General features: G+C 53.6%; 9 protein-coding genes and 1 pseudogene. 2 read left to right on the top strand and 8 right to left on the bottom strand.

Annotation, left to right across the window (positions count from 1 at the left end):
* Positions 1 to 285 precede the first annotated feature (285 nt).
* The 6 genes from LF95_RS09575 to LF95_RS09550 form a co-directional block, all read right to left on the bottom strand.
* Entirely contained in the window at positions 286 to 555 is a 270-nt protein-coding gene (locus tag LF95_RS09575; protein WP_073954964.1) for a DUF1150 family protein, read from the bottom strand.
* A 31-nt stretch (positions 556 to 586) separates the two neighbouring features.
* Positions 587 to 1,072, bottom strand: a complete 486-nt coding sequence (locus tag LF95_RS09570; protein ID WP_073956144.1) for an Hsp20 family protein — start codon at positions 1,070 to 1,072, stop codon at positions 587 to 589.
* A gap of 268 nt (positions 1,073 to 1,340) precedes the next feature.
* Positions 1,341 to 3,086 (bottom strand): adenylate/guanylate cyclase domain-containing protein, encoded by a 1,746-nt coding sequence (locus LF95_RS09565; protein ID WP_073954963.1) that lies wholly within the window; start codon positions 3,084 to 3,086, stop codon positions 1,341 to 1,343.
* A 162-nt stretch (positions 3,087 to 3,248) separates the two neighbouring features.
* Complete coding sequence (locus LF95_RS09560) at positions 3,249 to 3,977, bottom strand: glutamine amidotransferase-related protein (protein ID WP_073954962.1); 729 nt, start codon at positions 3,975 to 3,977, stop codon at positions 3,249 to 3,251.
* Positions 3,978 to 4,122: 145 nt separating this feature from the next.
* Entirely contained in the window at positions 4,123 to 4,545 is a 423-nt protein-coding gene (locus LF95_RS09555; RefSeq protein WP_073954961.1) for a DUF6691 family protein, read from the bottom strand.
* 1 nt (position 4,546) lies between these two features.
* Entirely contained in the window at positions 4,547 to 4,972 is a 426-nt protein-coding gene (locus LF95_RS09550; RefSeq protein ID WP_073954960.1) for a YeeE/YedE family protein, read from the bottom strand.
* Between the two features lie 297 nt (positions 4,973 to 5,269).
* On the opposite strand from LF95_RS09550, the gene LF95_RS09545 reads away from it, so the two are divergent.
* Entirely contained in the window at positions 5,270 to 6,262 is a 993-nt protein-coding gene (locus LF95_RS09545; RefSeq protein WP_073954959.1) for a class I SAM-dependent DNA methyltransferase, read from the top strand.
* A 112-nt stretch (positions 6,263 to 6,374) separates the two neighbouring features.
* Here the strand turns inward: LF95_RS09545 and LF95_RS09540 are convergent, their stop codons facing one another.
* Together LF95_RS09540 and LF95_RS09535 are read right to left on the bottom strand one after the other, a co-directional pair.
* Entirely contained in the window at positions 6,375 to 7,220 is an 846-nt protein-coding gene (locus LF95_RS09540) for an FTR1 family iron permease (protein ID WP_073954958.1), read from the bottom strand.
* A gap of 206 nt (positions 7,221 to 7,426) precedes the next feature.
* On the bottom strand, positions 7,427 to 7,762 hold the full coding sequence (locus LF95_RS09535) for a cupredoxin domain-containing protein (protein WP_073954957.1): 336 nt from the start codon (positions 7,760 to 7,762) through the stop codon (positions 7,427 to 7,429).
* Between the two features lie 957 nt (positions 7,763 to 8,719).
* Here LF95_RS09535 and LF95_RS23685 point away from each other — a divergent pair.
* Positions 8,720 to 20,150: pseudogene (locus LF95_RS23685) on the top strand (cadherin-like domain-containing protein); the annotation flags it as partial.
* Positions 20,151 to 21,031: the final 881 nt, after the last annotated feature.

Raw genomic sequence — 21,031 nt, 5'->3', positions numbered from 1 at the left:
CAGGCACGGTTTGAGGAAAACCTTGATGCCCGGGATGTTGTTTTAAATCAGGTTCGGCGTGATCGTTTGGTCGCGGCATGTGCCCTTGAACCGGGCATCCCCCATGAACTTCTGACACGGAAAATAACCGGTGACGGTATGTTGGGCGACACGAGAATTATGATGTCGCGTTAACCCGAACGGAAACAGACAAGCAAAAGGCAGCCCTGGTGCGGGGCTGCCTTTGAACATTGATGATATTGATATATCGCGGCTTTGCGAGATCACACGCTGTTACGGACCTGATTAATGGACCGAGCGCGGTTCCATATCGTGCTGGCGAATGGCGGCATAGGCCACGGCATAGCTTTCAAAGGATGCGATATGGGTGCCATCGGCGGTAAAGACCGCATAAACACCCGCCGCGTCGTTTTCTTCCGGGTTTGCGATTTTGCGAACATAGGCAAAATCCTGAATCCCCAGCATGGCAAAGTCGCCTGACGACAGCATGTGCAGGTCCTGCTCGGCCGGGATGACGCCTTCTGCGTCTTCATGGTCTGTGATGCGATTGCTCATTTGAACCACTCCTCACTACTGGCCTTGCGGCTCATTGATTGTTCGTCTCGGTACTGTCGTCATCCATCTGCATTTCAATGGTGCGCGACGGAATATTCTTTTTACGGTTCGAGTTGATGGCGATTTCACGCACGACCGGTTCGGGCACCGGGCGGTTCAAATCGATATGCAGTAAACCATTATCGAGATGGGCACCCACCACTTCTATGCCTTCGGCAAGAACGAAGGACCGCTGGAACTGCCGGGAAGCGATACCGCGATGAATATAGACGCGGTTGCTTTCATCTTCCTGATGCTTTCCGCGAATGATCAACTGGTTGTCTTCGGTTGTGACCGAAAGGTCATCATCGGAAAATCCGGCAACGGCAACCGTGATGCGGATATGGTTGTCGCCAATCTGTTCGATATTATAGGGTGGATACCCTTCCGCCTTGGTCTTGGAGACCTGATCAAGAACGCGTTCGATTTGATCGAAACCAAGAAGGAGAGGGCTGTTAAACATAGAAATACGCGACATGGCGGTAACTTTCACCTCCTCTGACTGAGCGAGCGTGCAACGGATCAGATCCTTTCGGCATCTGCTCTGTCCTGGCCCGGAAGACCGGCACCAAAGACGCACTTTCCTTATGATTACATGTTATTTTGGGCGCGATAGTCAAGCCCCATCCGCAATGCAGCAAATCATCCGTGCGTCAAACAGGGTCCGGTTATGCGTATCCTCCGCGATGGATTGGCAAACCTTTGACGCGCCGGGGCCTTTGTTTCGTGGCAACAGGGCCGTTGCATCACGTTATTGCTTTTGCCATCTGTTTTTCAGCCCGTGCTGTAATGACAGGCAGGGTTTCCAGGGCGTAATAGGCGATTTCGCGTTCTTTTCCCCGTAACGATTCACGATGCAGTTTTGTTCCCTCGGGGATTTGCAGTTTCCCCCGTGTGATCACATCCTGCGAAATGATCAACGGGACGCCGTGTTCCTTGCATTTGGATTCAAGTCTTGCCGTTGTGTTGATGCTGTCGCCAATGGCGCTGATCTGTTCGCGGCGTGGTGGGCCCATTTCGCCGACGATGGCCTCGCCAATGTGAATGCCCAGACCAATCCGCAGTTTGAAGGGTAATTCGGACGCAAGCTGGGTATTTAACTTTTCGATTCGTGCCAGCATTTCGCCCGCCCCGCGAATGGCATTTTCGATAGCGCGGCGAATATTGCGATCCTCCAGTCCATAAAGCGCCATCAGGCCATCGCCGGTAAATTGGGCATAATGGCCGCCGGTCTTTTGCAGGGCTTCGGTCATTTCGGCAAAAAACTGATTGAGGATGAACAGCACGTCATAGGGCATTTTGGTTTCGCCCAGTTTGGTCGAATCGCGCAAATCGGTGAAAATCGTCACGACCTGTCTTTCGCTTCCGCTCAGCCCGCCGGGGCGTCTTCCATCGCTGGCAGTGGCATTGGCAGGTAAAAGCGGGGTGATTTCCAGGTCGGCGGTTGGTCGGATCTGGCAGGCAAGGCGCCAGTCTTCCGGGGCGTTAATACTGCGAAGGGCCGCATTTTCGATGGCATTTGGGGCGGGCAGGTCGGACAGGCCGGAACGGCAATATAAACGGCATGTGGTGCAGCGCCCGCGCCCCCCGCACACCGATGCGATGGGGACCTTGGCATCGCGCAGGGCCTCAAGCGCGGTGGCCCCCGGTATAATACGCACAGCCCGACCGCCGGGCAGTTTCAGCGCCGGGGTTGTTCGGACCTGATCCATCGTCTTGCGTAACTGGCGTATGATAAACGGGCTCAGGGCAAGGGCAATGCTGGCAAACAGCAGGTAATTGGCCATGCGGTTATAAAAGGCAAAGGATTGCGCTGTGCGCCCCGCTTCCTTGATGATTTGGGCAAGATAGGGTGTGCCCCCCAGGGCGGCGCGTTCGATCACGGTGTTTGCTGCCGCCAGATAGCCCGCCAGGGCCAGGGTGGGAATGACAATGGCACAAAACCCCAGCAGAGGCCGGATGCGACCATAAAAAGGTTTGACCGACAGCCAGTAATGAATGCCGATACAGCCATGTATCCAGACCACAAGCAATGCAATCGCCTGCAGAAGGCCGATATCGGGGCGAAATACCGCAAGATCCACCAAAACCCGTTCGTAAAAGGGTTCGACATCAAAGGCGATTTCGGCCACGCGCGTGCCCAGAATATGCTGAAACATTAAAACCGGGATGCACAGGCCCAGGGTAATTTGTAGCCATTCCTTGCGCGTCAGGCGCAGGCTGCGCCGCCTTGCAAGCCGCCCGGTTGCCAGCAGGAAATGCGTGATCAGCGCCGTAATCAGCAGAATTTCCAGCGGCGGGAATTTCCAGGCCGATGTCAGAAAATCATTCGCCCGTTCCATTAGTTCGGGCGAGATCAATCCGAAGCCATGATTGATGAAATGCGTCAGAACATATGCAAACAGCACCAGCCCCGCATAGAGGCGTAAAGACGGAACAGCATTTGCCACCTTGGCAAGGATTGGGCGGCGGGCAGGTCGGGCTGAGGGCATCGGGCGGCCTGTTTTTGCGAGAGGAAAGCGTTACTGTATCGGGGGTTGAGCCGGACCCAAAGCTGTGAATGGTGTGGAACACATAAAATTTACGGCGACCGCTTTATGTCCGGTCGCCGTTTGGAACGTTCAATAAGTGATGTGCCGGTTTTATCGGGCTTCTCAGGCCGCCTTGATCTGGCGTTCACCTTTCAGGAAGGCAAGAAGCCAGTGGGCGAAACTGCTGCCATCTACCGGGTTTTGCATCGATTTTTCGGCAATCTGGGCAATCTCTTCGGGGATCACGTCTCCCCGGCGTGATTGCAGCAGGGCGTTTTCATATTCAAATGAAAATTCCGGGTGCGGCTGTATCGAGGCAGCCCTGTCACCGTAATTCAGCCCGGCATAGGGGCAAAATTCAGAACTGGCCCAAACCGATGCGGTTTCGGGCAATTTCACAACCTGGTCCTGATGAAAGGCATTCAGCTTCATGGTTTCCGGCGCATTTTCAACCCATTGCGGGGCGTTGTCGGCCAACTGATATTCATGAACGCCAATACCCCAGCCCTTGTCGGATTTGACAACCGTACCGCCCAGGGCAGCGGCCAGAATTTGATGGCCAAAACAGACCCCGAAAACCGGAATTCGGGCCGCAACAATGTCTCGCAAGACAGCCTGGAGCCTGATCATCCAGGGCAGGTTTTCATAAACACCGTGTTTCGAGCCGGTAATGATCCAGGCATCGGCATCGTGGATGCTGTCGGGGAACTGGTCGATCAAAACCGGCCAGACCTGAAATTGAAGCGACGGATCGAGTGAACCGAGCATTTTTTCAAACATCGTGGGATAGCTTTTGAATTCGTCCTGCATTTCGTCGGGGACGAAACCTGTTTCAAGAATGCCGATCTTCATTATCCACCTTGTAGGGCTGCGAGAGGTGCCTTTACAGGTAGGCTAGACGGATTCCAAAGACAAGATATATGCCACCCGTGCGCCGGAATACCTGCCATGTTTTGGGCTGGCCTGAAAATTGATTATCCCGTTGCCTCGAACCTGTTTACGGGCGGGCAGACAGGCGTTGCAGGACCATGCCCGCCAGCATTGCCACGACAAACAGAAACGGTTTGAGCTGTAAATAGGACAGGGCGGAAAGTGCCGGTCCCGGGCAAAGCCCGGCCAGGCCCCAGCCAATACCAAAAATCAGACTGCCGATGATCAGCGGACGGTCGATGGTTCTTTTGGTGGGTAACGATATATTGCCCCCCAGAAGGGCGGTATCATGTGATTTTGCCCACCAGAAAAACGGCAAGGCGACAATCAGCCCCCCGCCCATGACAAAAATCAGGCTGGGGTCCCAGCCATTGGTGGAGATGGCGGCAATATCGAGAAATCCCAGAACTTTTTCCGGGTTGATCATGCCTGAAAGGGCCAAACCGGCCCCGAACAGACAGCCACATAAAAGAGCACCCAAAATACGCATGTTAGAATCCGATCAGGTGGCGCATGACAAAAGTGGTCAAAAAGCCGGTTGCCATAAAGGCCAGGGTCGCGGCCAGGGACCGGGGCGAAAACCGGGCCAACCCGCAAATGCCGTGCCCACTGGTGCAACCGCTGCCCATGCTGGTACCAAACCCGACCAGCAACCCCGCCAACAGCAGCACCGGAAAGCCTGCATCAATCGTGATGGCCGGGCGATAGCCCGCCAGCAGTGCAAGAATGACCGGGCCTAAAACCAGCCCGCAAATGAAGGCGATTCTTTCGGCCTTTTGTGCAGACGTGGCCCCGATAATGCCGCCAATGATGCCGCTGATACCGGCAATGCGGCCGTTAAGCAGCATATAAAGCCCGGCGGCAAGGCCGATCAGGGCACCACCTGCCAGGGCGGTGAATGGGGTGAAATTTTCCATTCCAGTTTCCTTGTGAAAGATGTTTAATCTTTATATTATGATATAATAATTTAATTCAAGACCTTCCGGGTCAAATTTGCATGGCTGTTTTGCTGTTTGTGCCGGTATCAAGCGATTCGCGGCGAAATGGCGGATTTAGGCCAGTTATGATCGGTATTTAGCTTATATGCCAGCGGATTTTATATAAGTCATTGTTTGTGAATGATTTTATCTGACTTGCCAAAATTGGAAAACAGGCAGATATAGCGTCAGGTATTGGCGACATCCTGCGGGATGACTTTCCGGGATTTCAAATAGATGAGCAATGATCGGCTTTTGGCAAGTCGGCGTCTTGATGTTGCGCTGGCGATGGCGGCACGCGGCGACAGTGAAGCCGCAATCGAGGTGGCGGCCGCAGCAATCGAGGCGGATGCCAATTGGGATGAGGCCTATTTTGCGTTAGGTGAATTGCACGAAAAGGCTGGTCATGGTGAACAGGCCATCGAGGCCTATCGCCAGTATCTGATGCGCGATGCAACGGATCGCATGGGGGCGGAAGTCCGGTTGATGTTGCTGGGCGCGGTTGCGATGCGCGATCGTTTGCCGCCGGAATATGTCCGGGCTTTGTTCGATGATTACGCCCCGCGTTTTGAACGCTCTTTGCGTGACAGGCTGACCTATCGGGCACCGGAACTGATGTATGAAGCCGTGCGCAACCTGATGGCGGACCTGCCACGCCCGCTTGAGGTGCTGGACCTTGGCTGTGGTACCGGGCTGGTGGCCGATGTTTTTGCCGGTCAGGTGGATATTCTTGATGGTGTGGACCTGTCGCCCCGCATGTTGAACCGGGCCCGGGCCAAGGGTGTGTATCGTGATTTGCGTGAAGCCGACATTACCGCCATGCCCGATATGGCAACGGCGCAATATGGCATGGTGATTGCGGCCGATGTTTTGAACTATCTGGGGGATCTGGAAGCGGTGCTGGGCATGATCCGTTCGCGCCTGGTTGCCGGGGGTATTTTGGTAATGTCGCTGGAAGAAGGCGATATTTACCCGTTCGATTTGGGGCCAGGGCAGCGTTTCCGCCATCATCCCGATATTATTTTTGACTGGTTAAACAAGGCCGGGTTGGCGGTGGTGTCAAACCAGCAGGGTGTTTTGCGCCAGGAAAAGGGGGCGTCGGTCATGGGGCGCATCGTCGTGGCGCGGGCACAAAACACGCCGGAAGGTCTGGTTCACAGCCTGGCTGATGGTGTCGCGCTGGCCGTGGATGGCGAATCTGGCCTGGGCGATGCCGTGTTACTGCACTAGGCAACATTAGGCAAAATGAGCACCTATCGGTGCCGGATGGTTCATTGCGGATGAGCAACAGGTTAAAAAAGGCGGTGGCACAAAGCCCCGCCTTTTTCCTGTTCAATTCTGGTTATTCAGCCGCACTGGCCTGGTTTTGGCCCCGTGCCGGGCGGCGATTTGCCATATGCCGGGTGGTTTTGCTGGCCAGGGTAATGGCCAGCACGGTGGCGATATAAACCACGACCTGCAGCAGGGTGGGCCGATCCATATAGCCCACCAGGGTATGCAGGGCTTTGCCCGCGAGGCTTTCCTGGCTTAACAGCCACGAGCTGTCCCACAGGACGGGGCCCTGATTGACGATATCGGCTGCCGAGAGAAAATTCATCGCCTGTGCCGCCATGCCTGCCGCCAGAAGTGTGATCATGACACTGGTGACGGAAAACAGATAACGTGTCGGGATGCGCAAAAGGCCCAGGTAAAGCCCCGCCCCGACAACCACCCCGGCGCCAAGGCCGATGGCACCGCCCAGCAGGGTTCCCGAAAGGCCCCCATCAGCCGTTGCCAGGCCATACAGGAACAAAACGATTTCCGATCCTTCGCGCAGCACGGCAACACCCACGACAATCGCCAGCGCGGACAGGGATTTTTGGCCTTCGCGCACGGCATTGCCGGCATTGCGCATTTCCATTGCCATTTCCCGGCCATGGACCGACATCCAAGCATTGTGCCACCCCAGCATCAGAACGGCGACCAGCAGAATGGCGGCGTTGAAAATTTCCTGCCCGTATCCGGCAAGTGCCCCGGCAATGGCCCCGGCAAAATAGGCAACAATCGCCGCACCGGCAACACCACCGGCGATACCGGCGGCAATCCAGGCCTTGGCACCACGTACGCCATTAACGGCGGCCAGGACAATGCCGACAATCAGTGCGGCTTCCAGAACTTCACGAAAAACAATGATCAGGGCGGCAGTCATGGGATCAATCCCGGTTATGGCATCAGAAAGGACGAAAACAGAAGCGGGCAGACGGAAGGATTTCAGGCGTTCATCGCAGTAAGAAAGGCGGGAAGGGCGCTGGCGGTATTTTCAGGCAGGGCACCAGGCCAAAAAGGCCTGACAGAACAGGAGGGGGGACCGGACACGGACAGGATTGTTTTTCGGGCACGGTTATTTGGGCACGGTTATTTGACGTGAACTTTGCCCTGGGCCGTGCTGGAATGAAATTCCCCCATAAAGCTGTAAACACCCGGTGCAAGGCCATCGAGCTTGATTTTGGCGGTCATGCCCGGCGCGATGATTTTTTCGCGGCGCAGGTCGTGGCTGTCAAATTCCTCCACCGCGTGATCGGCATTTTTGACCTGCAAAATCACCGACGTGTTGGCCGGAATGGTAATTTCGGCAGGGGAAAATTTGTGATCCTTGATCACCATGTCGATGGTTTGCGTTTCGGCATGGGCCACGGTGGATATGACGCCACCAATCAGCACAGCAGAAACAAGGGCAGGGAATTTGAGCATGGCGGAACCTGATGATACTTGCCGGAAAAAGATGCAAGACGGGCTGGACAGCCGATAGAAAGGCGCAATTGCAACTGACTTGCGATTGCGTGACTCTCTTACGCCTGTTTTCAGGTCACGGTCAAGTCTTGAACAGAAAAGTGATGAGAAAGCGGGGCAGAGATTGCTTTTGGCTGATATGACGGTTTTCCTCTATTTCAGGACGGCATTTTATCGCTTTGATATGCCTTTTGGCACGCGGCATCGTTTGTTTGGTCGCGGCGTTCGATCGAAATTTTTTCTTCTGGCGCATTTATAAAACAGATCGTGGTTTTATGGCTGAAGGCGACGCAAGGTTTGACGCCTGCTTTTCGGCCCAGAGTTTTTGTTAGTGTCATTAAGTATAATCAGGCGCGATATTCACTGCCCGGAAAGTGATGCCTGATGAAGGAAAATACTCCTTGATATAAACAGACAAAAAAATTCCATTGTAAATAGTATTTTTAAGGGGAATTTTTGAGTTTATCTAAAACCAATGACATATGTTCTGGTTGGTGACAGGAATTGGGTGGATGGCGAGATTCGGATCAATGATGATTCGTATTCGGTACTTTTGAAGGCTAAATTTTGCCGTGATTTTCTTTAGGTCAGAAAGTGTCAGATTTTGAATATTCGAATTTTTTAATTTTGAATAGTCTAAGATACCCTCCTTGAGGATGGGTTATGCATATTGACGAGAGTATTGAAAATAAAACAGTAATTCATAAATAGTCGAGCATAAGAAAACCCATGCGTAATTCGCAAGTATAGTATTAATTTTCGTTAACTTTTGAGTCTTGACTGTTCTCTTCTTTTAGTCATTCAAGAATTACCTTGCCAGTTGGTGTGTGTCTCTGAGTATACCTAGTTAGGGAGTTACGCCTAACTATAGTGAATCACATATCCGTCCGTATATACGGGGCATCAGGGTAATAAATCATGACAAAGCTGTATTTTTCGGCACTGGAACCGCGCGTTCTTCTTGATGCGGCGGCGGTTGCGACCGTTGCGTCTGAAGTTAGCCATCATGACCAGGCAGAAACGAAACATCAGACAGACGCGCAGAAAAATGCCGGTTCTTCCTCGGATGCAGCTTCACAATTTGATGCCGTGATTGCCAACCTGTCCCCGGAAACCGGTACCGGCCGCGTGCTGGTGGTTATCGACAGCCGTGTTGAGGGCGCGAAGGATTTTGCCGCCAGTCTGCAAGGCAAGGCCGATACTCTGATTGTGGATAGTGATGAATCCGGTGCCAAGGCCATTGCCGATGCCTTGGCCTCCGGCACCGATGTTACCGGATTACACATCATCTCTCATGGGGGGGATGGTAGTTTCACCTTGGGCTCGGACCATATTGATACCGCAGCACTTGCCGGCGAGACGGGTGCGGAGGTTTCTTCCTGGAGCAGTCATTTATCGGCAGGTGCCGATATTTTGCTTTATGGCTGTAACATTGCCAAAGACGAAACCGGCAAACAGTTTGTCGATACGTTTTCCCATCTTACAGGGGTCGATATTGCGGCCTCCGATGACGTGACCGGAAATGGCGATCTGGGGGGTGATTGGGATCTGGAATATGCCACCGGCCAGATTACATCGGCCCTGCCGGCTGATTCATCTGCCCTGCATTCGATTTCGCAATTGCTGGCCGATCCGGTGGACCCTGTGACCGGCCATCAGCCGACGATCAGCGGGATGGATGGTAATCAGGCGGTTGACGGCGTTGAAGATACCGATGTGACCCTGAGCGGCATTTCGGTAAGCGATATTGACCATGATGAAAATAACGTAGGTGATACGCTAACGGTGACAATCACGGTCGAGGATGGTTCCTCCAACCCGACCGGCGCGATCAAGCTGAATGATATTTCGGGTCTGGATTCCGTTACTGGCGACAACAGCAATACGATCACCCTGACCGGCAAGCAGGATGCGATCAATGCTGCCTTAAATGACATGGTGCTGACACCATCGGAAAATTTTAACGGTTTGGCAAAGGTCAAGCTGACGGTCGATGATGGCACCACCACGGCTGTCACTGACAGTATTGATGTTGCCTTTTCGCCGGTAAATGATGCGCCAGATCTTTCGCCATCGCCGATTTCGGTGGATGAAGGCGGATCTGTCACGATTGGTCAGGATATTTTCAATCTTGTTGACCCTGAACTGGGCGTTAGTCAAAAGCCCAGCCAGGAAGTTTTCCAGGTTACGTCCCTTCCGAGTGACGGGGTGCTGAAGCTGAACGGGCATGATCTGCTGGTTGGCAGTACCTTTTCGCTTCAGGATGTGATTGATGGCAAGCTGACCTATCAGCATGACGGAACCGACATTATCGTCGGCAATAACGATAGTGACGGATTTAAGGTTACGGTAAATGATGGCGGCGGGAGCGGCAATGTCGGCCCGTTTGACATTTCCGTCAAGATTGCGCCCGTTAACCAGGCACCAACGGTAGATGGCAGCCCGAAGGTATATGAAGGCCAGGGCACCGAAGCGGTTTATAATGCGCCCGGCACGGTAACACAGGCGGCCGACATCGGGTCGCTTTTAACCATTTCCGGCGGTGATGCCGATAGTTCCGATGATCTGGCAAATATGTCCATCACCATTTCCGATGTCGATAATCAGGGACATGGGACCCTGTTTATCGATACCGATGGCGATGGCATTTTTGATTCGTCCAAAGACCAGGTGATCAGCGGGTCCGTTACCATTTCGGGGGCGGATATTGGCAAGCTGAAATTTGCCCATAACGGCTCCGAGCCGGACGGTAAAAGCCCCAGCTTTAAAATTACCGTTACCGATGGCGGTGGCGGTGCCGGGGATGCAGCCAAACTGAGTGTGAGCAAGACCATCACCATTGGTGTGCTTGGCAATGACGACAATCCTGAAATAGACACCAACAGTCCGCAAACCGTGGATGCCGGTGTGGTGACGACATTGTCGTCCGACAATTTGAAGGTCACGGATGTCGATGATGCCAGTGGTGGCAAACAGCTTGTCTATAAAATCACGGCCTTGCCGACATATGGTGAATTGCGCCTCAATGGTGTAATTTTGGGCGTCGGCGACCGCTTTAGCCAGGACGACCTGGATCATGGTCGGGTGACGTTTTTCCAGACAGCAAAAGTCACGTCGGCAGATCGCGTTTCGGGTGAAAACTATGTCGCTGACGGCTTTAGTTTTGAAGTGCGTGATTCACAATTGCGATCCTATAACGCGTCGGGTGCCGAAGGCGGTGTGGTGGACCCGGCGACGGGCGATATCAAGACAAACCAGTTTGATTTCCGCATTACGGGGGACTGGACGGGTGACGGCGGCGAAACCCCGGATGGTGACGTGACCATCAAGGGAACACCCGTGAATAGCGGCCTTCAGGTGACGGAAGAAGATGGCGTAAAGGGCGGGGTGGATACGGGAACCATTACCTCGTCCCTGCTGAATTATATTTTGCAGGCGACCAGTGATGGGAAGACCTATGACATTGCTGCAAGTGATACTGTTTACCGCCTGACCGACCTTCCCACCAACGGCAAGCTGTATTTGAACAACGTCGAACTTCATGCCTTTGATTCTTTCACCCAGGCCGATATCGATGCCAATAACGTGGTCTTTGTCCATGACGGAAGTGAAGACCATCAAAGCAGCTTTGGGTTTTCACTCTCGGTTGGTGTAACGGAAATCGTTAAGACGACCTTTTCGCTGCGCGCCATTGCCGCCAATGATGCCCCCACGGTTTCTGACGGGACCGCCACAGTTGCCGAAGGCGGCACGGTTGGCCTGACGACATCGGCCCTGGGCATGAATGATGTTGATACATCAAATGAACCGGGCGAACCCGCAGATGCCAATGACGAAGCCCAACCGGACGATTTGTATATCCAGATCACGTCATTGCCGCAAAACGGTACCTTGCAGTATCTGAGCAATGGCAACTGGATTGATATTCAGACCGGCGACTGGATTTCGGCCAAGCTTTTGACAGGCGATGCCAATACAACCGGCATTCGCTATGTGCAAACGGTAGAGTCGGTTTCCAGCGACAGTTTCGAGTATCGCGTTCGTGATGATTTCAAGGATGACAGCAGTACCGATAGTGACAATGTCCGCTCTGGCGTCAGTGACCCAACGGCCAATCATGTGTCGGGTACGGCCAGCGTTAATCTGACCATTACGTCGGTGGATAACCATGCGCCGACGATTACCGGCAGCCCCAAAGCCTATGAAGGCCAGGGCAGTGAAAACCTGTATAACGACAATACCACCAAGACCCAGGCTGCCGACATTGGCGGCCAGATCACCATTGGCGATTTTGACAGCTATGACGATGAGTCGCGTTTGACGGTATCGATTACCAATGTCGATACTCACGGCGTCGGGACCCTGTTTCTCGATGCGGATGGTGATGGTCATTTTGGGACGGGTGACACCGAAATTACCGGTGATACCAGCGACCTGACGATTGCCGAGTTCAAGACGCTGAAATTCATCCATGACGGGGCAGAGCCCAGGGATGCGACGGACCCGTCCTTTACTGTCACCGTAACCGATAGCGGGGGTGGCTTCGGGACAGACAAGGCGCTTTCGACCAGCAAAAATATCGTGATCGATATTCAGGCCAACGATGATTATTCGTGGCTCGATACCAATCGCACGGCTCAAATCGATGCGGGTGAATCTTTTGTCATTGATACATCCTATCTGAGTGTGTCGGACGTCGACACCATCAATGATGCGCTACTGGTTTATGAAGTGACCGATCTGCCCGATCACGGAGAATTGCGCCTGGATGGCGTGCGCCTGACGGTGGGCGACCGTTTCAGCCAGGTCGATCTGGCGGCCGGAAAGCTGATTTATGTGCAAAATCGCGGCGTGGATGACCCGGATGCCAAGGCGGATGGCACGGCCTTTACTGCTGATAGCTTCAATTTCAAGGTGTTTGATTCCCAGCAGCGTGTCTTTAACAAGGACGGGGCTGAAGGCGGTGTGGTTGACCCGAATAATAACCACGAAATTGCGGTCAATACCTTCAATATCGAAATTCAGGGTGATTTTGCCGGGGATGGCGGCGATGCGCAGCCCAGCGAACCGGCAACTGTGGTTACGTCAACCAATAACGGCATTGATGTGACCGAAGGGGACGGCGTTATGGGCGGCAGCGATGGGGATACCCATACGCTGAGCAATGGCGAGCTTTCCTATCAATTGAAATATACCCAGGATGGATCGGAATATACGGTTGCGGCCAATGCCACGGTGTATCGCATCAGCGAACTTCCGACCAACGGCACCCTGTATCTGGATGGCAAGGCCATTGATAGCCGTTTTGATTCCTTCACCCAGGATGACATTGACAATGGCCGGGTGGTTTTTGTCCATAATGGCGGGGAAATCCATCAGGGCAGTTTTGATTTTACCATTTCCGTTGGCACATCAAAGGTGGTTGATGGCAGTTTTGCCCTGCGGGCAACCGCAACGAACGATGCCCCGACCGCAACGGGTGGGACGCTGGGCAATGTGACCCGGGGGGCAACGGTTGGCGTGATCAAAAGAGCCTTTGGCATGGACGATGCCGATGTTGCCAATGAAAGCGGTGAACCTGGCAATAACCCTGAAGCCAGCAAGGATGACCTGTTCTTCAAGGTGACAGATCTGCCTGATGGCGGGAAACTGCAATATTATGATGGGGATAGTTCAAGCTGGGTGGATGTTACGGGAACTGACTGGCTGTCGGTCGATTTGCTGACAAACAGTGATGGTTCGACCAAGCTGCGCTATGTCAATACCGATACCGCTGCCACGACCGACAGCTTTAAATTCATTGTCCGTGATGATTTGAAAGCGGCGGATGGTGTTAAACAAAGTGCGTCCGACCCCGCCAGCGATCATGCCTCGGCAGAAAAGCAGGTCAGCTGGAACCTTGTGGCGGCAGTTAATCATGCGCCGACAATTGATGGCACGCCAAGTGTGTATGAAGGCCAGGGGACCGAGGATGTTTATAACAATCCCGGTACCAAAACTTCGGCGGCCGATATTGGCGGGCAGATCACGATCGCCGATACGGATGCCAGCGATAGTGGCAATCTGACCATCGAAATTTCCAATATCAATACCCACGGCCTTGGCACCCTGTTCCTCGATGCCAACGGGGACGGACAGGTTGGTAGCGGCGAGGAAATCACCGCATCCTCCATGACCCTGACGATGGCCGAATTCAAAACCCTGAAATTCGCCCATAACGGCACGGAACCGGACGGCACAAAGCCGGAATTTACCCTGAAAGTGACCGACAAGGGCGGTGAACCGGGGGCCGGTCATGAACTGACAACGACAAAAACCGTCCAGATTGACGTCATTGCCAATGATGACCATTCGGTGCTGGATACCAACAAACCGACAACGGTACAGGCAGGTGTTTCAACGGTTATTACACGGAATTTCCTGCATGTTTCCGATGTTGACGATACCAGCAACGGCACCGAAATCATTTATCGTCTGACATCCCTGCCGACCTATGGCGAATTGCGCCTGAATGGCAATCTGATGACGGTTAACAGCACCTTTACCCAGGCCGATCTGGATGCGGGCAAGGTGACATATGTCCAGACCAAGGCTGTGACCGATTCAGACGGTACAACGGCGGGAACGGCATTTACCGCCGACAGCTTCAATTTTCAGGTCACGGATTCCCATACCCGCGTGTTTAACAATGCTGGTCAGGCCGGTGGTGTGGTTGACCCCGCAGATGGCAGCATTGCCACCAATACCTTCCATTTGCAGATTCAGGGCAGTTACGACCCTGATAAAACACCAACCTCTGACCCGGTGGTGATTGACCAAAGCTCGGTCAATAGCGGTATCGAGGTTTACGAAGGCGACGGTCAACGGGGCGGGACTGACAAAGACACGGTGACGATTAGCAGCGACAATCTGTCCTATACCCTGAAGGCAAAACAGGGAGATTCTTCATATACCATTCCGGCCGAAGCCACGGTTTACCGCCTGACGTCGTTACCTCAGAACGGCACGCTCTATCTGGATGGCAAGGTGTTGGGTCGTTATGACTCTTTTACCCAGGCCGATATCAATAATGGCTTGTTGCAATTCACCCATGACGGCGGTGAAACCCATCATGGCAGCTTCAATTTTTCCATTTCGATCGGCACGGGCGATCTGGCAGACAAGCGTGCCCAGGGAACATTTACCATTACCGCCATTCCGGTAAATGATGCCCCAACCGCATCGGGCGGGTCTGTTCCGACCATTGGCGAAGGTGCGACGGTCACGATCACCACCGGCTCCATGAAAATGGCAGATGTGGATAACCAGAATGAACCTGACGAGCCCTATGGCGAAGCTGTTGTCGATGATCTGTATTTTCAGGTTGTTGACCTGCCTGATAACGGCACCCTGCAATATAAGGATGGTGACGGGAACTGGGTGGATGTTTCGGCGGGGGACTGGCTGTCCAAGTCGCTTTTGACCGGGGATAAAAACACATCAAAACTGCGCTACATTCACGATGGAACTGAAAATTTCACCGACAGTTTCCAGTATCGCGTGCGAGATGATCTGCATGATGCCGATGGCATCAAACAGACGGCAGGCGAACCGGCGGCGAACAATACATCTAATACCGCCACGGTTACTTTCACCATCGCACCGCTCAATGACGCGCCAATTTCCGATGAAAATGCTGCTGCCGATACACATACAGAGGCAAATGGTCGCACCACGGTCAACCAGGTGCTGGAAGTTGCCGAAGGTGGCAGCGGTACGATCAGTGACAGCTATCTTGTGTCGGTGGACCCGGATAATACGCCGGACACGTTGCAATATCGCATTACGTCTAATGTTACGTCGGGGACTTTGTATCTGAATGGCAAACGGCTGGGGGTGGGGTCTGTCTTTACCCAAGCCGATATTGATGCGGGCCGACTGACTTATAGCCATGATGGGTCGGAAGTTCGCGCCGATAATTTCAAATATATTGTTTCCGATAGTGTGAGCGACCATACATGGACCGTGGGCGGCACCAAGGCAGCCTCGCAGTTTGATATTGTCGTGCCGGCGGACAAATACGCCAACGATATTCCCACCATCTCGCGGGCGGGAGCCGATTACGATGTTTATGGCACCAATACCTTTGATATGAAGGACAAATTCACCGTCGGTGATCCCGATCTGGTGGTCGTTGACAGCCCCGGCGAAACGGATTTCGTTTCTGTAACGGTTCTGCTCAAGGACAAGGATGGCAATGCTGTCGATCTTGGTTCTTCGGGGGATTTGCGCCTTGATACGACGACCGGCATTACCGTAACGTCCGATGATGCCAGCACCGGGTCAATCACCTTTCAGGGCAAACTGGCCGACGTTCAGGCCGCCCTGGACGGGATGAAGGTTGTTCTTCCCGATGGTGACCATGATACGACTTATACCGTCGATGTCAGTGTTGATGACCGTTTGCGCGATAGCAGCGGTGCGCTGACAACGGGTGCCAATGGTGCGGACAATGCAACGGTCAACCAGGATGGTTCGACCATCGATGATGTTAATAACATCGTGACAACGTCGATCCTGCTGCGCTCTTCCCTTGCAAATACACCTCCGACGATCGATGTCCCCAATCCGGGCGATGCGCGCATTACCTATGAAGACACCAGCAAGAACTTTACCGGTATTCGCATTGGCGATGCCGATGCCTTTGGTAAGGATGTCAAGGTCACTTTGTCGGTCGATCATGGCACCGTGTCGTTTTCATACTCGGGCGATGTGGAGGTTAGGCCCAATGATGATAACACCAGCGTGGTGCTGACAGGGTCAGTTGACGCGATTAATGCGATCATGGACCGGCTCGCCTATTCCGGGAACCAGAATTATGTTGGTCCTGATGTCCTGCATATTTCTGTTGATGACCTGGGCAATTCGGGTGGTGATGCACAAACGGTCAGCACGACGGTCGATATCACGGTAAAATCCGTCAACGATGCGCCGACCATTACCAATGGCACACCCGATCGCATTGATGTTGTTAATAATGATACCTACACCTTTGGCGATGCCAGCAATGGCTTTGTGATTGACGATATTGATCTTAATGGCGGTGATGGCGAAGATGCCTTTGTCGTGACCGTGCGTATTCTGGCCCCCAATGGAAGCCCGCTTGCAAAAAGTGATTATACGACGGGCAGCCATAACATTGTGATCGGCAGCACCGATACCAGTGGCAAGGTGACGGTTGATGGCACCTATGGCGGTGATGGTTCAGCCTTGCGCATTTCGGGCACGAAGGCGGATATCAATAATTACCTCAAGGGGCTTCAGGTCAATTTTGGCGATTTTGGCGAACAGAACAAGACCTACAAGCTCCAGGTGATTGTCGATGACCGTATGCCAGGCGCAAACGGGACGCTAGAAGACACCGATATGGCCAATGGCGGGCCGAACCCGGATCAAACCCCCTATGATTCTGCCCCCAATATCAACGCGACCGAGATTAATCCTTACTCAACCAAATTCTCTGATTCCGGGTTTCAATATAATGTTGCCGCTGTTACCCGTGAAGTTTTCCTGACCGCCTATAACACCCCGGCCAAAGTCACGGGAACGGATTTCCATGTTCCTGAAAGCAACGGCGTTATCAAGGTTGATAGCGGCAATGCCAATTTGAACATCAATGATGTTGATGACCTCGGCGGTACGATGTCTGTGACATTGACGCTGTCAAACGGCACATTCACCAAAATCGGGTCTTATAGCGGGGATGATACATCGGGTGGCAAAAAGGTTGATTTTGCCGACGACAATAAATCCATTGTATTGACCGGGTTTACCGAAGCTGAATTGAACAGTTTGATCAAGGACATTACCGTAAAGGCGCCTGCCGCAACGGGGGATTCGGCCAGCAATTCAAACTTTAACGGCGATATCACCCTGACCGTAGTGGTGAATGATCTGGGCAATTCCGGTTTGCGTCCGGATTCGTTGACGGGTGATACGGATAACGCAGCGGCCAATCCCGGCGATTATGCCTATGCCGATGGTTCGTCGGCAGAACTGATCACGACGCGCACCATCACCATTACCGTTGATCCCACCAACGATACGCCGACCATTTCAGCCGGTACCACATCGCACAGCATTACCGAAAGCGACGTTCTGGGCGAAGGAACGCCGGCAACTACGATCCTTGATAATGTGACGATTGGGGATGTGGACCTTGCGACGACAGGCGGGCTTGATGCCAATACCTTTGGTAAGGGACAGATTGTCGTTCACCTGACCTCGGCGCAAAGTGGCGAGGTTCTGTCGGTCGCGAATATGGACGGGATCGATACGATAACGGGCGGCACAAATGGCTCAGACCTCAAAATCAATCTGACGGACAGCGCAACGCTTGATCAGGTAAAAGCCATTGTCGAGGCGATCAAATATCAATCCAACGGCGATATTGTTTCTGGCACCCGTGATATTTCGGTCAAGCTCTATGATGCCCAGGCCAGCAGCCAGCACGGCAATATCCAAAGTGGTGGTGGTGATGCCGGGGCATCACGCAAGGTGGCAACAATCAATGCCACGGTCGAGGTGACGGAAAAGAACGACCCACCCAGTATCTCCGGGACGCCCGCTGTCACGGCAAAGGAAGACATTGATTATGTTTTCAAGGTCGATGATTTCAATTTCAGCCAGCCGGGCGATGAAAGCAGCCTTGATACAGCACTGAATAAAATCACGGTCAAGAGCCTGCCGGATAACGACCGGGGCAAGCTGATGCTGCAAACCGGCACAGATGGGGATGGCGCTCCGGTCTATAGCGACGTTACCGTGGGTCAGGACATCTCGGCAGATGACATTGCGGCCGGCAAGCTGATTTATCGTTCCGAAACCAACCTGAACCAGTCCGACGCTGCAACCAGTTTTACCTATAGTGTTTGGGACAAGGGCCATGCCAGCGATACCACCATTCGCGAATCGGCCAATGGCACCATGCAGATTACGGTTGATCCGCAAAACGATGCGCCGGTATTGACGGCAACCGATACCACGGCAAGCTCAACCGAAAGTTCAACCAGCGATACAGGGACGGATCCGGTTCAGATCGTTTCCGGTGTTTCCCTGACCGATATTGACCTTTCGACAACCGATGGCCTTTCGAACTTTGGCAAGGGCACGCTGACGGTTGAAATTGTCGGCGCGTCGGCCTCGACCAAGGAATATCTCACCTTCAAGGATACCTATACGCTGCCCGATGGTGTTACGGTTGTGGACTCGGCGGGTAATCCGATTACGCCCAGCGACACGGTGGGGGATCACAAACTGGTCTTTAGCCTGGATGCCGACACCACGGCCGCCGAAGTCCAGACCCTGATGGAAAATCTGCGCTACCATACAAATTCTGACGTTCTGAGCGGTGATCGCACGGTCAAATTTACCATTAATGATGGGAATAACGAACAGACCAACGGCAATACTGCAGGCGGCCCGTCCGCGCTTGAAGCCGTGCTGAACGCGACCGTCACCATTACCGAAGTCAACGATCCGCCGATTGGCGGGGACAAGACGGTCACAACAGACGAAGATACCGACTATATCGTCAAGGTGGCAGACTTTGATTACAGCCAGCCGGGCGACGAAACCGATACGTTCAAGGCAGTGCGGATTGACAGTCTGCCTGCATCGGGCAAGGGAACGCTGTATCTGAAAGACAGCGGCGGCACCTTGCAGGCTGTCTCGGTCAATGATGTTATTTCTGCCAGTGACATTGCAAATGAAAAACTGGTTTTCCGTCCGGCGGAAAACGTCAATGGCGATGCGGCGACCAGCTTCACCTTTACGGTGCAGGACAGCCGGGATGGTTATGCGACCTCGTCCAATACGATGACGGTGAATATCGAGCCGCGCAATGACGCGCCGACTTTCAATGATACGACCGGCGTTGAAACCAGTGTGGATGAAAGCACGGCAGCCAATACCGGCACCACGCCGGTGGCGATCATCACCGGTGCCAATATCGGCGATATCGACCTGTCAACGACGGATGCGCTGTCCAGCACGGTCTATGGTGCAGGCAAAATCACGGTTTCTGTCGGCAGTGCGACCATTAGCGATCAATTGACGCTTGCAGCGGACGATCGCCCGGCTGGTGTCAAGGTGACGGGTGGCAATAATGGCAACGCGCTTGTCATTACCCTGAATGCTGACACGACGCGTGCACAGGTCAACGCGATTCTAAATGCCATCAAATATGCCAGCACGTCGGATACGGCCTCGGGCGAGCGGGTGATTACAACCACGCTCAGTGATGGACAGGCCTCTAACGATGGCGGCAATGCGCAGGCGGGGGGTGACGCCGGGGGGCCAAACCCGCTCTNTGGGCGGGGTCACCATTAACAGCATTACCGGTGCGGGGACGTTAAAACTTGATGGTACTGCCATCACGACGCCGCAATTTGTCAGCTATGCCGATATCGATGCGGGCAAACTGGTGTATGAACCAGTTGCCAATGACAACGGTGATGCAAAGGCAAAATTCACCTTTACGGTTCGTGACTCACGCGGTCTGGATGCGACATCCTCAAGCGATCTGACCGTCAATGTCACGCCGCAAAACGATGCGCCGAGCTTTAACGACAGCAAGGCGGTTGAGACATCGGTGAATGAAAGCACGGATGCCAATAAGGGTGTCCCGGCGACAGCGATCATTACCGATGCCAATATCGATGATATTGACCTGAGCACGACGGGTGGCCTTGATAGCGACACCTTTGGCGAAGGCAAGATCACGGTTGCGATCACCGGGGCCGATAGCAGCGAGCAACTGACGATTGATACAGATGCGCTGACCGGGAAAGCCCTGCCTTCGGGCGTTGTTGTGAGCGGGGGTGTTAATGGCGCAGATCTGGTGATCACGCTGGATGGCAACACCACGCGTGCCGAGGTCAACCAGATCCTGAATGCCATTCGTTACAGCACGAACTCGGATACCTTTTCCGGCGGTGAACGGACGATCACCACGACCCTGAGTGATGGCAATAACGTGCAGGCTGCCAAAGTGGGCAGTGGCGATGTGGATGCCGGGGGACCCAACCCGCTTACGGCCACGCTGGTTTCTAAGATCACGGTTGTTGAAAAGAACGACCCGCCGCAGGGTGCGGATCAGACAGTGACGACGTCGGAAGATACAGACTATGCGCTGAAAGTTGCTGACTTCAATTACAGCCAGCCGGGCGACGAAACCGATACGTTCAAGGC

The sequence above is a fragment of the Thalassospira sp. TSL5-1 genome, from assembly GCF_001907695.1.
Lineage (GTDB): Bacteria > Pseudomonadota > Alphaproteobacteria > Rhodospirillales > Thalassospiraceae > Thalassospira.
Note: the sequence above shows the minus strand (reverse complement) of the source record. Positions and strands in the feature narration are given on the sequence as shown.